The following is a 13,964-nucleotide window of genomic DNA, read 5'->3' as shown; positions in this document are numbered from 1 at the left end:
TTCCCGTCTGGGGGTCGAGCGCGGCCGTCGGGTCCCGCGGGGTCGAACCGCCGCCGTTATGCCCGGCCCGGTCGGTGCTTCGGTATGGTGATCCTACACACCTGTTTGAACGTCTCGGACGTCGAACGATCCGTCGAGTGGTACACGGAGAACCTCGAGTTCGAGGAGTCGTGGGGCTTCGAAACCGAGGACGGCGAAACGGTCAATCGCTACGTCGCCGACGACAACGGCGTCGAACTCCAACTCTCCGACACCGAGGGCCAGACGCCGAGCGAGGACGGCGACCGGTGGGACCACCTCGCGGTCAAAGTCGACGACGTCGACGCGGCCTTCGAGACCATCGACCACCACGGCGTCCGGAAGGAGCCCGCCGACCAGCCCGCCGCGGGGGCCAAAACCGCGTTCGTGCTCGACCCCGACGGCCACGCGGTCGAGTTGATCGAACCGCTGGAGTAACGCCGCCTACTCGTCGCCCGGTCCGGCTTCGCCGTCGGACCCGCCGACTGCTTCGGTCTCATCGTCCGCCTCGAGTCCGTCGTCGCGCCCCTCGTCGGGAACGACGTCCACGCCGGCGACGCGGTCGTCGTCGTCCAGACGCATCACGACGACGCCCTTCGTGTTGCGGCCGACCGTCGAGACCTCGCCGACGTGGGTGCGCATGATCTGGCCGGATTCGCTCATAATGACGAGACCATCGCCCTCGGAGACGGCGTTGATCGAGCAGACGGGACCGTTTCGCTCGTCGGTCTTGATGTCGATGAGCCCCTTGCCGTACCTCGATTGGCGGCGGTACTCCGACAGCGGCGTCCGCTTGCCGTAGCCGTTCTTCGTCACCGTCAGGAGATGTCGGTCGTCGTCGGCCGCCGCCGCGACGAGACCGGCGACGCGGTCGCCGTCCCGGAGGTCGATGCCGTTGACGCCCCGTGCTGACCGGCCCATCGGTCGGGCGTCGGCCCCGGAAAAGCGGATCGTCATTCCCTCCCGGGTGCCGACCAGGAGGTCGCCGTCGTCGTCGGTGACCTCCACGTCGACGAGGGAGTCGTCGGATTCGAGCGTGAGCGCGCGAATGCCGCCCGAGTGGACGTTCTCGAACGCCGAGACCTCGGTCCGCTTGACGTAGCCGTTTCTCGTCGCCATCGCGAAGTACCCCTCGCCGATGTCGTCGGTGTTGACGACCGCGGTGATCTCCTCGCCGTCGTCGAGATCGACGATGTTGACCGCCGAGGTGCCCCGGGCGGTCCGGCCCATCTCCGGCAACTCGAACACTTTCAGGCGGTAGACCTGGCCCTGGTTGGTGAAACAGAGGAGATAATCGTGCGTCGAGGCGGTAAACACCGTCGAGACCCGATCGCCAGACTTCGGGCGCGAGCCGATGATCCCCTTGCCGCCGCGGTGTTGGGGATCGAACTCCGAGAGCGACATCCGCTTGACGTAGTCGTCCTCCGAGACCGCGACGACGACCTCCTCCTCTGCGATGAGGTCCTCGCGGGTGACGGCGCCGGCGTCCTCGACGATTCCCGTTCGGCGCTCGTCGTCGTAGGACGCCTTGACCGCCTCGAGTTCGTCCTTGATGACGTCGAGCAGCTCGCTCTCGTCGTTCAGGATCGTTTCGAGCCGCTCGATTTCGTCTTGGACGTCCCGATACTCCGCCTCGATCTCGCCGGCTTCCATCGACGTGAGCGAGCCGAGCTGCATCCGGACGATGTGTTCGGCCTGTGCCTCCGAGAGGTCGTACGCCTCGCGAAGCCCCGCCATCGCCGCGTCGCGGTCCTCGCTGTCGCGGACGAGTTCGACGACGCGCTCGACGTTGTCCAGCGCCGTGAGCCGCCCCTCGAGGATGTGGGCGCGGTCCTCGGCCTCGTCGAGTTCGAACTGCGAGCGACGGCGGACGACCTCGCGGCGGTGCTCGACGAACGCCTCGAGAAGCTCCTTCAGGTTCAGTATCCGGGGCTGGTCGTCGACCAGCGCGAGCGAGATCACCGAAAAGGTGTTTTCGAGGTGGTGTTCGAGCAGTTGGTTCCGGACCACGTCGGCGTTTGCGCCCCGTTTGCACTCGACGACGATCCGGACGCCGTTCCTGTCGGACTCGTCGCGGATGTCGCGGATTCCCTCGATCTTGCCCTCCCCGACGTCGTCGGCGATGCGTTCGATCCGGCGGGCCTTGTTCTGCTGGTAGGGGAGTTCGGTGACGACGATGCGATCCCCGCCCGTCTCGTCGTACTCGGTTTCCATCTCCGCTCTAACCCGGAGTCGCCCACGGCCCTCGGTGTAGGCGTCCCACAGCCCCTCGCGGTTGACGATCTTCGCGCCGGTCGGGAAGTCGGGACCCTTCACGTAGCCGTCCGAGTCAGGCGTGTCGAGCAACTCGGCCACGGAACAGCCGGGATGGTCGATGACGTGGATCGCGGCGTCGATCACCTCCCCGAGGTTGTGCGGCGGGATGTTCGTCGACATCCCGACTGCGATCCCCGACGCGCCGTTGACGAGCAGGTTCGGGATCGCCGCCGGCAACACCGCCGGCTCTGTCAGGCGGTCGTCGTAGTTCGGCGCGAAGTCGACCGTGTCCTTGTCGATGTCGGCGAGCAACTCCTCGGCGATGGGGGCCATCCGCGCCTCGGTGTATCGCATCGCCGCGGGGGGGTCGCCGTCGACGGAGCCGAAGTTCCCCTGGCCGTCGACGAGGGGGTATCGCAGCGAGAAGTCCTGTGCCATCCGTGCGAGGGCGTCGTAGATCGCCGAGTCGCCGTGGGGGTGGTAGTTCCCCATCGTGTCCCCGACGATCGAGGAGGACTTCCGGTGGCCCGACCGGGACGTGACGCCCATCTCGTCCATCGCATAGAGGATGCGCCGCTGGACGGGCTTGAGGCCGTCGCGGGCGTCGGGCAGTGCGCGCCCGACGATGACGCTCATCGCGTAGTCGATGTAGGATTGCTCCATCTCGTCCTCGATGCGGACGGGCTCTACCTCGTCGGCCGGAACGTCCGGCGCGTCGGGGGCCTCGGAGCTCATATGTCGATCCACTCCGCCTCCTCGGCGTGGTCCTTGATGAACTGCTTTCGCGGCCCGACGGCGTCACCCATCAGCACGCTGAACATCCGGTCGGCCGCCGCCGCATCCTCGACGGTGATCCGCTTGAGGATCCGGTTGTCGGGATCCATCGTCGTCTCCCAGAGCTGTTCGGGGTTCATTTCGCCGAGCCCCTTGAACCGCTGGACCTGATCCGGGTCGCCGCCGCAGACGTCCGCGACGACCTCCTCCCGTTCGGCTTCGGTCATCGCGTCGTAGGTCTCGCCGTTGTAGCGAATCCGGTACAGCGGCGGCTGGGCGGCGTAGACGTAGCCCGCCTCGATGAGCGGCGTCATGTGCCGATAGAGGAACGTCAAGAGTAGCGTCCTGATGTGTGCGCCGTCGACGTCCGCATCGCACAGGAGAATGACCTTGTGATACCGCGCCGCCTCGATGTCGAACTCCTCGCCGATCCCCGTCCCGATAGCCGTGATCAGGTTTCGGATCTCGTTGTTTTCGAGGATGCGGTCGAGACGGTGTTTCTCGACGTTCAAGATCTTCCCGCGGATCGGGAGGATCGCCTGGAACTCGGGGTTGCGGCCCTGCTTTGCGCTCCCGCCGGCGCTGTCGCCCTCGGTGACGAAAAGCTCCGCGTCCTCGGGGCTTCGCTCCCGGCAGTCGGCGAGCTTTCCCGGCAACGAAGTCGATTCTAGCGCCGACTTCCGGCGCGTCAGTTCTTCGGCTTTTTTCGCTGCCTTGCGTGCCTTCGCCGCCTCGACGGCCTTCGAGACGATGGCCTCGGCAGTGTCGGGGTGTTCCTCCAGGTACGTCGCGAGCTTCTCGTGGACGGCTCCCTCGACGATCCCCCGAACGTCGCTGTTGCCGAGTTTCGTCTTCGTCTGGCCCTCGAACTGCGGGTCGGGGTGTTTGACCGAGATGACGGCCGTCAGGCCCTCGCGGATGTCCTCCCCTTTGAGCGTGCCGTCGAGGTCCGAGAGCAGACCGTTCGATCCCGCGTAGTCGTTTATGATGCGGGTGAGCGCGGTCTTGAAACCAGTCAGGTGCGTCCCGCCCTCGCGGGTGTTGATGTTGTTCGCGAAGGCGTGGATCGACCCCTGTACGCCCGCTGTCGCCTGCATTGCGATCTCGACGTGGATGTCGTCGGCGTCGTCCTCGACGTAGACGATGTCCTCGTGGAGCAGCTCACGTGTTTCGTTGAGGTACGCGACGAACTCCCGGATGCCCCCCTCGTACTCGAACACCGAGTTTGTCCCCTCGTCGGAGCGCTCGTCCCGGAGGGCGATCTCGACGCCGGGGTTCAGGAAGGCGAGCTCCCGGAGCCGCGACTCCAGCGTCGAGTACTCGAACGCCGTGGTTTCGAAGATGTCGCCGTCGGGCCAAAAGCGGATCTCGGTGCCGGTCCCCTCGCCCGGGTTCATCTCCCGGACCCGTTCTATGTCCGCTTCGGGCTCGCCGTGGTCGAAGCGGTGACGCCAGACGGCGCCGTCGCGTTTGATTTCGACCTCGAGCCACTTCGAGAGGGCGTTGACGACCGAGACGCCGACGCCGTGGAGACCACCGGAGACCTGATAGGACTTGCTGTCGAATTTTCCGCCCGCGTGGAGGACTGTCATGATGACTTCCACCGCGGGGCGGTCGTACTCCTCGTGGGTGTCGACGGGAATCCCGCGCCCGTCGTCGACGACGCTCACCGACCCGTCCTCGTTGATGCGCACCTCGATGGCGTCGCAGTGCCCGGCCAGCGCCTCGTCGATGGAGTTGTCCACGACCTCGTAGACGAGATGATGGAGGCCGCGTCCATCCGTAGAGCCGATGTACATCGCCGGACGCTTCTGGACGGCTTCTAGCCCCTCCAGTACCTGTATCTGTCCGGCGCTGTAGTCGCTGTTCTGAGACATCTGATACTGCTTATTCTTACAACGCGGCGTTTATAAATCCCCCGCACGCGCGCGGGCGAACGCCCATCGTTCGTCCGCTGCCGCGTTCCGCGAGCGCCCGACGAACAAATACGTCGCCGCTGTAACACCGGTGTGGCAGACGGCGGTTCCGATCCCGCGAAAGCCGACGGGAAGCGCTCGCGTTGGCCCGCGAGGGGACCCGGACGACCGTCGAGTCCCAGATCGCACGCAGACAGGAGATCGCCGCCGAAGCCGTCGAGCGATGGATCGCGGCCGACGGCGACGCGTTCGAGACCCGAGTGCTGCGGAGTTGCGACCGCTGGATCAAGTACAACACCCGGGTGATCGCCGTCAACGGCATTCTCGTCACCGCGACGGTGCTTTCTGTCGTCGTCTCGTTCGCCTACGTCGTCGCCGGGATCGCCGTGGGGGCCGCGGGGCTGTCAACGACCGGCGTCGGCGTGGCCTTCGTCGTCTGTACGCTCCCGACCGCGTGGCTCGTCCGCCTGGCGTACCACATGGACCACCTCGGGACCCCTCGCGAGGAGTGATCGGCAGCGCCTGGCGCCCCGCCGCCACGCTCGCCCCCGACGGCTTCACTTTCACCGTGGTCCCGACGGGGTTTTACGTTCCGGGAGGTTTAGCTCCCGGTAGATGACTTCGTACCAGTCGGAACTCGGCGAGGGCGGCGGCGCGGTCGCCGAGGAGCTCGCCGAGAACCAGCGCTCCATCTCTATCGCCGAGTTCTTCGAAAAGAACAAGCAGATGCTCGGCTTCGACAGCGACGCGAAGGCGCTCGTCACCGCGGTCAAGGAGGCGGTCGACAACGCCCTCGACGCCACCGAGGAGGCCGGGATCCTCCCGGATATCTACGTCGAAATCAAAGAGGTCGGCGGCTACTACCGGCTCGTCGTCGAGGACAACGGTCCCGGGATCACCGGAGAGCAGGTCCCGAAAGTGTTCGGGAAGCTGCTGTATGGGTCGCGGTTTCACGCACGCAAACAATCGCTAACGCCGGACCAGCAGGTTCTGGTGCGGCGCGATGGCAAGGTCGAGACGGTGCCGATCGGCGTGTTGTGCGATGCGTATCTTCCGCCCGACGACGAGGACGGCGACGCGACAGCGCCTCTCCCGGACGACATCGAGGTTCCGTCGTTCGACAGGAAAACACACGAAACGTCGTGGCAGGCGGCGACACACGCGATCCGCCATCGGACGCGCGAGCGGACGTTCCGGATCACCACGAGCCGTGGACGGAGCGTCGAGGTGACCGGCAACCACAGCCTTTTCGGGGTGACGAAAGACGGGAACACGAAAGAGATCGAGGCGAGCGATCTCGAACCCGGCGATACGGTCCTGGCACCTCAGTCGCTCCCGAGAATGGACGAACCGGTCGAGGAGATCAACCTCCTCGAACACATCCCGATCGAGGAACTCGAAGAACGTCGGGTGTACGTGTACGGGTTCGACGATGAGACGCTGGCCGAGATCCGCTCCGGCGAGACGATACGAAAGAAACCGTCGCCGGATAGCCCCCGGAAGCGATCCTATTACCGGTACAACGGCGTCGACGTTCTCCGTGACAGTTTCGAGAGCAACTACATCGAGAAAGGATACCTCCCTGCCGAGACGGTGCTCGATCTCGGCTGGGAGAAGAGAGCCCGGGACTGTCGGTTCAAAACGTATCAGGTCGGCGGCGAGGCGACAGCGGTTCCCGTCACGATCCCGGTCGACGAATCGTTCGTCGAACTGCTCGCTCACTACGTATCCGAGGGCCACGCCGAGCCGAGACAGGTCGGTTTCACCTTCGGAGTGCACGAATCCGAACTGATCGAAGCGACCGAGGAGGCCGTCGCGGCGATCACGGGGTCGTCGACGACAGTCGAACGGGAACGAAACTCCACTCGGGTGAAAGCGTTCGGTTCGCCGCTGGCGTTGTTCCTGAAAGCGACGTGCGGTGATGCGGCCGGAAATAAACGTCTCCCCGAGTTCGTCTTCCGGATGTCGGCCGAACACCAACAGCGGCTCATCGCGGCATTGTACCAGGGTGACGGGTCGGATGCGTACCCCGGAAACGAACTCTCCCACACGACGACGAGCGAAACGCTCGCTCGACAGCTGTCCGTACTCTGGAACATGCAGGGCGTCGTTGCGAGCACGGAATCCAAGCGGTCCGGCGGATACGCCGACGAGCCGAGCGAGCGATACCTCACGAAGGTCTACGGCGAGGACACGGAGATCGGTGGCGTATTCGAGACGACGACCGAGACCCGGACACAGCGCTACGACCGGATTCCGACCACACTACTCGACGACGTTCGCGTCGCCAAAACGTCCTACGAGACGGTACCCGATACCGTCCCCGCGCTGTTGATGGGTGCCGGCCTCGGCTCGAGTCGCGAACACGCGGCGATATACCAGCGGCTCATCGAGCGGGCGCTGTCCGGAGAACGCGTCGAGAAGCCCCGCTACGTACACCGACTCGAGGAGTACGGACTGCTCGACGAGGCACATCGGCCGACGGATCGGCTCGAGGCGCTGTGGGAGACCGTCCAGAATCTCCAGGGGTTCACAGACTCGGATATGTGTCTGCTCCCAGTTCAGACGGTCGAGGAGACCGAACCGCCGGACCACGTCTACGACATCTCAGTTCCCGGAGCACGCGGGGACGACGAGAACTTCGTCGTCGTGAACGACGGGGCGATGAGCGTCAAAAACAGCCGCGGACAGCAAGGAATCGGCATTTCAGCGGCTGTACTGTACGCTCAGCTCACGTCCGGGAAGCCAGCGAATATCACCTCAAAGACCGAAAACGGCGAGCGCGCGCGCTACTTCGAGCTCACGATCGATACGGACACCAACGAACCGGAAATCGACGCCGACGAGGCGACGAGCTGGGAGCGCCCCCACGGCACCCGGATCGAAGTCGAGATGGAGGGGAATATGCGGGCGCGAAAACAGCTCCGCAACTACATCAAATACACCGCGGTCGTCAACCCCCACGCCAGGATCGAGTTTCACGAGCCCGGCGGTTCGTTCAAATCCGAGCGCGCGGCCGAGGAGTTGCCGCCCGAGACCGAGGAGATCAGACCACACCCCCACGGGGTCGAGCTGGGGACGCTTCTGAAGATGCTCGATTCGACGGAGTCGTACTCGCTGTCCGGGTTCCTTCAGAGCGAGTTCACCCGCGTCGGGGCCAAGACCGCCGGGGGCGTCCTCGACAACTTCCGGGACAGACACTTCGGACGGGCGGTCGCGTGGCGGCCACCGGGGGCGGCTTCCGGCGCCGACGTCGAGCCGGCCGTCGAGGCCGCCGTCGCGAACAAGACGGCAGCCGCCACCACGGCATTCGCCGAACGCGTCGCCGACGACGTCGGCGGACGCGAGCGGATCGCCTACCCGGAACTCGCCGACCTCGTCGACGAGCGAGCCGACGGGATCGAAACGGAGTTCGACGAGACGTTCGGCGCGACGGTTCGCGAAAACGCCGTCGACGCGGCGTGGGGCGAGCTCACAGTCGATCGGGCCGCGGATTGCTATCGCCTCGTCGACGACGCAACGACGAGCCGCAAGGACGACGCGGCGATCGAGGGGCTTTCGGGCCGGTTGGCCGACAAGTTCGACGACCAAGAGGACGCCCGCAACCGGATCACCCGCGCACAGCTCCGGGAGTTCGTCGACCGGGCCGCCGACGCGACCGAGGAGTACGACGGCGCGACGTTCGGGGAGACGGCCCGCGAGAACGTCGTCGACGCGATCTGGTCGCACGCGGTGACCGTCGACGAGGAGCCGCCGAAGGTTCGATCCGTGGCCGAGGACCGCGACGTCGCCGCCCGGTTTCTGGAGGCGATGCGCGAGACCGACATCCTCGCACCGCCGACGGACTGTCTGGCGCCGATCTCCGAGGACCTCGTCCTCGCCGGGCTGCGCAAGGAGTACGACGCCGACTTCTACACCGCCGTGACGCGCGACGCGGCGGTTCACGGCGGCGACCCCTTCGTCGTCGAGGTCGGGATCGCCTACGGCGGCGAGATCGAGGCCGACGGCTCGGTGGAGTTGCTCCGGTTCGCCAACCGGGTCCCCCTCGTCTACCAGCGCGGGGCGTGTGCGACCGTTGACGTATTGAAGAACGTCAACTGGCGCAACTACGGTCTCGACCAGCCCGGCGGCTCCGGGATGCCGGGCGGGTCGGCGGTGATCATGGTCCACGTCGCCTCGACGAGCGTCCCCTTCACCAGCGAGTCGAAGGACGCCGTCGCGAACATCCCCGAGATCGAGGGCGAACTCAGACTCGCCCTCCAAGAGGCCGGCCGGGACCTCCAATCGCACCTCAAAAAGCAGCGCTCGCTGGAGAAGCGACGGCGCAAGCAGGACGTCATCGCCGACATCCTCCCGGAGATGGCCGGGAAGCTCTCGGAGGTGACCGGGCGCGAACCCCTCGACGTCGAGGACTCGCTGGCCCGGATCATGAACAACGTCCTCGTCGAGCGGACCGTCGAGGGATCGACAGTTCGACTGTCAGTCCACAACCACGGGAGTACGAACGTTTCCCCGGAGATCACGGAGATCGTCACGAGCGATCCCGGCGATCCGGACGGGGCGACGGTCGTCGAGATGGACGGCGAGTGGTTCCTGAAGTGGTCGCCGACGGTCGAAACCGGTGCGAGCGCGACGCTCGAGTACGGGATCGACGGCGAGGCGAGCTTCGACGTCTCCGTCGACGGCATCGAGGCTGAAAAACTCACGATCAACGCATAACATGAGCACGGATTCAGACACCGACACCGACGTGAAAGACGACCTCGCCCGCGAACGGCTCATTGATCTCGCGAGCGAGTTCTACGACCAGTTTGCCGACGGGAGCGTCCCCGAAATGGAGATTCCGACCCGGACGAAGAGCAACATCGTCTTCGACGAGGACGCGGACGTGTGGGTGTACGGGGACCGGACGTCGACCCGGTCGGCCAACAGCGTCCGCGGCGCACAGAAGCTCCTGAAAGCGATCTACACGATCGAGTTCCTCGCCGACCAACTCGACCAGGGTCGTTCCTCGACGCTGCGGGAGCTGTATTATCTCTCGGAGTCGTGGGACGAGGAGCGTGCCCAGTTCACCGGCCAAGACGAGTCCAACCAACTCGTTGAGGACTTAGAGATCGTCAGCGGGGTGACTCGTGAGGACTTCCACATGCGGCCCGAGGAGTCCGGCGCGACGATTATGGGACCGCTGTATCTCCGCGAGCAGACCCGTCGCGGCGAACGGGAGATCCACTGCCAGGAGGACGTCGGCGAGGGCGGCTATCAGATTCCGAACAACCCCGACACGATCGAGTTTCTCGATCACGACGCCGACTTCGTGCTGTGCGTCGAGACCGGCGGGATGCGCGATCGGCTCGTCGAGAACGGCTTCGACGAGGCGTACAACGTCATCGTCGTCCATCTGAAGGGCCAGCCGGCGAGAGCGACCCGTCGAATCACCAGGCGGCTCGACGCCGAACTCGACTTGCCGACGGTCGTTTTCTGTGACGGTGACCCGTGGTCGTATCGGATCTACGCCTCCGTCGCCTACGGTTCGATCAAGTCGGCGCACCTCTCGGAGTATCTGGCGACGCCCGACGCGGAGTACGTCGGCATCCAGCCCGTCGACATCGTTAACTACGAACTCCCGACGGATCCGCTCAGTGACTCCGATGTCAACGCCCTAGAGAGCGAACTCGAGGACCCACGGTTCCAGGACGACTACTGGACCGAACAGATCGAACTCCAACTCGACATCGGAAAGAAGGCCGAACAACAGGCGCTCGCCTCCCGCGGGCTGGATTTCGTTACCGACACGTACCTGCCCGAACGGCTCGGCGAGATGGGTATTTTATGACCCCGGCGTTCCGCCAAGCTCCAGCACCTCGGGCACGTCCGCGAGCGAATCCGCGACGTAATCGGGCTGGACGGCGCTCTCCGAAACGTCGTCGTCCGTCGCGATGCCGGTCCGGACCAACACGGTCGTCATCCCCGCCCGTTCGCCGAGTTCGATGTCGGTGTTCAGGCGGTCGCCGACGACGAAACACCGCTCGGCCGGGCAACCAAGGGCGTCCAGGGCGGCCCGACGAGCCTCCGTCGAGGGTTTGCCGAGCGTCTTTTTCGGGTCGCGATCCAGCGGGCCGCCGACGGCGTTGACGATCGCCCCCGACCCCGGCGTCATCCCCTCGGCGGCCGGAATCAGTCGGTCGGGGTCGGTAGCGTAAAACGTCGCCCCGGACCGCAGCGCCTCGTAGCCCGCCACCATGTCGTCGTACTCGAACGCTCGCGTCCAGGAGGCGACGAGGACGTCCGCCTCGGTCGGGTCCGCCGCGAGGTCGACGCCTTCGGCCTCGAACTGCGCGCGGAGGCCGTCGTCGCCGATCAAAAAGACCGTATCGTCGGCGTGCTCCGCGACGAGATACCGCGTCGTGACGGTCCCAGCCGAGAGGACCGCCCCGGGATCGACGTCGAGTCCGAACCCGCCGAGACGCTCGGTGTACGCCTCGCGGGACTTCGTCGGGTTGTTTGAAAAGAACAACGGCTCGATCCCAGCCGTCCTAAACCGCTCGATCGCCTCGAGCGCCCCCGAAATGGGCTTGTCGCCGCGGTAGACGGTCCCGTCGAGATCCAACACCGCGCCCTCGTAGTCCATACCCGAGAGTAGGCGTCGGAACGACTTATATGAACTGCCGCGCCGACTCACCCGTCCGTTCGGTCGCGCTCGAGGAGGCGGCGCTCGCCGCCGGGGTCGTCGTCCTCGTATTTATAACGGACGCCTTCGGTCTCGTCGGCTGTCGCGTTGTGCGAGCCGTCACAGAGCGCGCCATCGGAGAGACCACACCGACAGACGTAGAGTTTCCCGTCGTCGCCGAGGTCGTCGGCGTCGAACACCGCGGGGCCGTCCGCGTCGTGTCTGACTTCGCGTGCCATATCGATCCGTGGATAGCCGAGAAAAAAACGGTGTCGCCGATCACGCCGGGCCGACCGGAACCTCGTCGAGGTCCGCCTCAATCGATCGGAGCCGTTCGCGGCGTCGGTCGCTCCGTCGTCGCTGCACTGCGGTCTGGAGCCGGTCGGCGACCGTCTCGCGGAGGTCAGCCGCCCGCGCCGCGTCGATATCGAGCGCCCGTGGCTGTCTGTTCGTCAGCCCGCTGGAGCCGGCGGTGTCGACGACGAGCGAGGCGAGGCCACGCCGACGCTGGAACACTGTCTGGGAGTCGAGGACGGTCTGGACCCGGTAGTAGGGGACGACCGTCGTCGTTCGGGTCCAAAACCCCTCCCGGAGGACGACGTAGTCCGGTTGGATGTCGTACCCGAGGTGCAGCCACTTGAGGTGGGCCCCAACGAGCGCCAGTGGCAACAGCGCAAGCGCCACGTACCACGCGAACGTAAGCCCCGTGTAGCGATCGGCCGCGAACGCGATCCCGACCGCCAGGGCCGCCACGACGCTGTAGCGGACGGCGTATCGCTCGCGGGCGCGCTTCGGCGGCCGTTCGAACTCGATCCCGTCGAACGCCTCGATGGATCGCGCGAGGTCGACCACCCGATCGCGCTCGGCTAGCGGAATCGCTGACTCCGACCCCTCGTCGTTCGGCGCATAGCCGGCCGTTTCGACCGCCAGCGAGGCGTAGCCGAGCCGGCGAGCGAGGACGTTCTCCGAGATCGTCAGCGTCTGTACCTTTTCGAGCGGGATCGTCCCGCTGAAGCGCTGTAGAAGCCCCCGCTCGTAGAGGAGTTCGTCGTTCTGTCTGGCGAGGCGAAACCCGTAGTAGCTGGTCAGCGCGATCGCGCCGCTTATCAAGGCCGCGATCCCGACGACGGCGACGGCCGCCAGCGGCGCGGTCACGGCGAGGCCGACGAGCGGGTCGGCGAACTGTTCCCGGAGCGACGGCGATATCACCGGCAACAGGACCGTAACGAACGACAACAGCCGGAGGTCGATCCCGATGAGCCCCAGGAGGACGAGTTCCTTTTTTGTGACCGCGAACAGCTCCCGTTCGGGTGCGGGATCGGCCGTCTTCGTCGACGTTTCGCCGCGCTTCAACCGGCCGAGTTTCGACTGGAGCTGCTTTGCCTCCTCGAAGCTCACGTAGCGCAACGAGGCCTCGGTCGAGGAGCCACCGGCGGTCTCGAGGTTGATCTGTGCGATCCCGAGCGCGCGCTGGGCGACGTTGCGGCTGATGTCGACGTTTTGAACCCGACCGACCGGGATCTCGCGGTTGCGCCGCGAGACGACGCCGGAGGCGATATCTAGCGTATCGCCCGAGAGGTCGTACTCGAAGCGCTGGTAGTAGACCAACTGGTAGGCGAGCGCGATCACGAACCATCCGACGACGGCGACGCCGATCCCCGAGACCCCGCCGAGGGCCGGCGACCCGACGAGAGCGAACACGAGGACCCACGCGAGTCTGACGACCGATTCGCCGGCTCGGACCGGGATCGAGAGCGGGTCGAGTTTCATCAGACTGCGTCGTCACCCTCGGCGGCGATGGCGAGGTGTTTCAACCGGGTCTGGAGGTCGTCGGCTCGCTCGGGCGTCAGACCGGGAATCGAGACGTCGGCGCCACGCGATCCGGCCGTGTAGACGACCGTCGTTGCGAGCCCGAACGCGCGCTCGACCGGACCGCGGCGGGTGTCAACGTGTTGGATCCTGACGTACGGCGCAACGGTGTTGACGCGGGTGAGCACGCCCCGTTTGAGATACAGCGAGTCGTCGCGCACCTGGTACATCCAGATGCGGTATTTCAGCAGCGAGAAGACGATCCCGAGGGCGGCGGTGACGACGAACACGACGGCGCCAACCCAGGCGCCGCCGGGCGAAACGACGGAAAAAATGACGGCTGCGATGATACCCAAAACCGCCGCCGATATCGCCGATTGGATCACCCACACGCCCTGTATCGCCGGCTCGAGCGTCTGGGGATCTCCGGTTAACGCCTCGACGTCCGGCACCGTCGCCTCGGAAGTCGACGCGTCTTCGATACGCCGTATCGCCGGCGTGGTCTCCTCGCCGAACGGGCTCGA

10 protein-coding genes are annotated in these 13,964 nt (G+C 65.8%); 4 read left to right on the top strand and 6 right to left on the bottom strand.

The window, feature by feature from the left end; genetic code table 11:
• Positions 1–84: 84 nt before the first annotated feature.
• Positions 85–456 carry a VOC family protein gene (locus NMLP_RS06640; protein ID WP_015409356.1) on the top strand — a complete coding sequence of 124 codons (372 nt, stop codon included), beginning with the start codon at positions 85–87 and terminating at the stop codon, positions 454–456.
• A 6-nt stretch (positions 457–462) separates the two neighbouring features.
• On the opposite strand, the gene gyrA is transcribed toward NMLP_RS06640, so the two are convergent.
• Together gyrA and gyrB are read right to left on the bottom strand one after the other, a co-directional pair.
• Positions 463–3,009, bottom strand: a complete 2,547-nt coding sequence (gene gyrA, locus NMLP_RS06635; protein ID WP_015409355.1) for a DNA gyrase subunit A — start codon at positions 3,007–3,009, stop codon at positions 463–465.
• Entirely contained in the window at positions 3,006–4,925 is a 1,920-nt protein-coding gene (gene gyrB / locus NMLP_RS06630) for a DNA topoisomerase (ATP-hydrolyzing) subunit B (protein ID WP_015409354.1), read from the bottom strand. Before gyrB ends, gyrA begins: the two co-directional genes overlap by 4 nt.
• Positions 4,926–5,107: 182 nt before the next feature.
• Here gyrB and NMLP_RS15400 point away from each other — a divergent pair, with 182 nt between their 5' ends.
• The 3 genes from NMLP_RS15400 (at position 5,108) to NMLP_RS06615 (ending at position 10,797) form a co-directional block, all read left to right on the top strand.
• On the top strand, positions 5,108–5,476 hold the full coding sequence (locus NMLP_RS15400; protein WP_049926239.1) for a hypothetical protein: 369 nt from the start codon (positions 5,108–5,110) through the stop codon (positions 5,474–5,476).
• A 103-nt stretch (positions 5,477–5,579) separates the two neighbouring features.
• Positions 5,580–9,683 carry an ATP-binding protein gene (locus NMLP_RS16145; protein WP_015409353.1) on the top strand — a complete coding sequence of 1,368 codons (4,104 nt, stop codon included), beginning with the start codon at positions 5,580–5,582 and terminating at the stop codon, positions 9,681–9,683.
• A gap of 1 nt (position 9,684) precedes the next feature.
• Positions 9,685–10,797 (top strand): DNA topoisomerase IV subunit A, encoded by a 1,113-nt coding sequence (locus tag NMLP_RS06615; RefSeq protein ID WP_015409352.1) that lies wholly within the window; start codon positions 9,685–9,687, stop codon positions 10,795–10,797.
• On the opposite strand, the gene NMLP_RS06610 is transcribed toward NMLP_RS06615, so the two are convergent.
• Genes NMLP_RS06610 through NMLP_RS06595 form a run of 4 tightly spaced genes read right to left on the bottom strand, consistent with a single transcriptional unit; the run spans position 10,792 to position 13,892 of the window.
• On the bottom strand, positions 10,792–11,592 hold the full coding sequence (locus tag NMLP_RS06610; protein ID WP_015409351.1) for an HAD-IIA family hydrolase: 801 nt from the start codon (positions 11,590–11,592) through the stop codon (positions 10,792–10,794). The two genes, NMLP_RS06615 and NMLP_RS06610, sit on opposite strands and share 6 nt — an antisense overlap.
• A 47-nt stretch (positions 11,593–11,639) precedes the next feature.
• Positions 11,640–11,870 carry a hypothetical protein gene (locus NMLP_RS06605; RefSeq protein WP_015409350.1) on the bottom strand — a complete coding sequence of 77 codons (231 nt, stop codon included), beginning with the start codon at positions 11,868–11,870 and terminating at the stop codon, positions 11,640–11,642.
• Positions 11,871–11,910: 40 nt separating this feature from the next.
• The gene (locus NMLP_RS06600) at positions 11,911–13,401 is read right to left on the bottom strand and encodes a PH domain-containing protein (RefSeq protein ID WP_015409349.1); all 1,491 of its coding nucleotides are present in this window, start codon (positions 13,399–13,401) and stop codon (positions 11,911–11,913) included.
• The gene (locus NMLP_RS06595) at positions 13,401–13,892 is read right to left on the bottom strand and encodes a PH domain-containing protein (protein WP_076982748.1); all 492 of its coding nucleotides are present in this window, start codon (positions 13,890–13,892) and stop codon (positions 13,401–13,403) included. Before NMLP_RS06595 ends, NMLP_RS06600 begins: the two co-directional genes overlap by 1 nt.
• Between the last annotated feature and the right edge of the window lie 72 nt (positions 13,893–13,964).

It is taken from the genome of Natronomonas moolapensis 8.8.11, from assembly GCF_000591055.1.
Lineage (GTDB): Archaea > Halobacteriota > Halobacteria > Halobacteriales > Haloarculaceae > Natronomonas > Natronomonas moolapensis.
This window is presented reverse-complemented; position numbering and strand designations above follow the sequence as displayed.

Excerpts from the sequence above, each read along its gene's own strand:
- NMLP_RS06640 (WP_015409356.1), top strand. The coding sequence starts at position 85 with ATGGTGATCCTACACACCTGTTTGAACGTCTCGGACGTCGAACGATCC.
- gyrA (WP_015409355.1), bottom strand. The coding sequence starts at position 3,009 with ATGAGCTCCGAGGCCCCCGACGCGCCGGACGTTCCGGCCGACGAGGTA.
- gyrB (WP_015409354.1), bottom strand. The coding sequence starts at position 4,925 with ATGTCTCAGAACAGCGACTACAGCGCCGGACAGATACAGGTACTGGAG.
- NMLP_RS16145 (WP_015409353.1), top strand. The coding sequence starts at position 5,580 with ATGACTTCGTACCAGTCGGAACTCGGCGAGGGCGGCGGCGCGGTCGCC.
- NMLP_RS06615 (WP_015409352.1), top strand. The coding sequence starts at position 9,685 with ATGAGCACGGATTCAGACACCGACACCGACGTGAAAGACGACCTCGCC.
- NMLP_RS06610 (WP_015409351.1), bottom strand. The coding sequence starts at position 11,592 with ATGGACTACGAGGGCGCGGTGTTGGATCTCGACGGGACCGTCTACCGC.
- NMLP_RS06605 (WP_015409350.1), bottom strand. The coding sequence starts at position 11,870 with ATGGCACGCGAAGTCAGACACGACGCGGACGGCCCCGCGGTGTTCGAC.
- NMLP_RS06600 (WP_015409349.1), bottom strand. The coding sequence starts at position 13,401 with ATGAAACTCGACCCGCTCTCGATCCCGGTCCGAGCCGGCGAATCGGTC.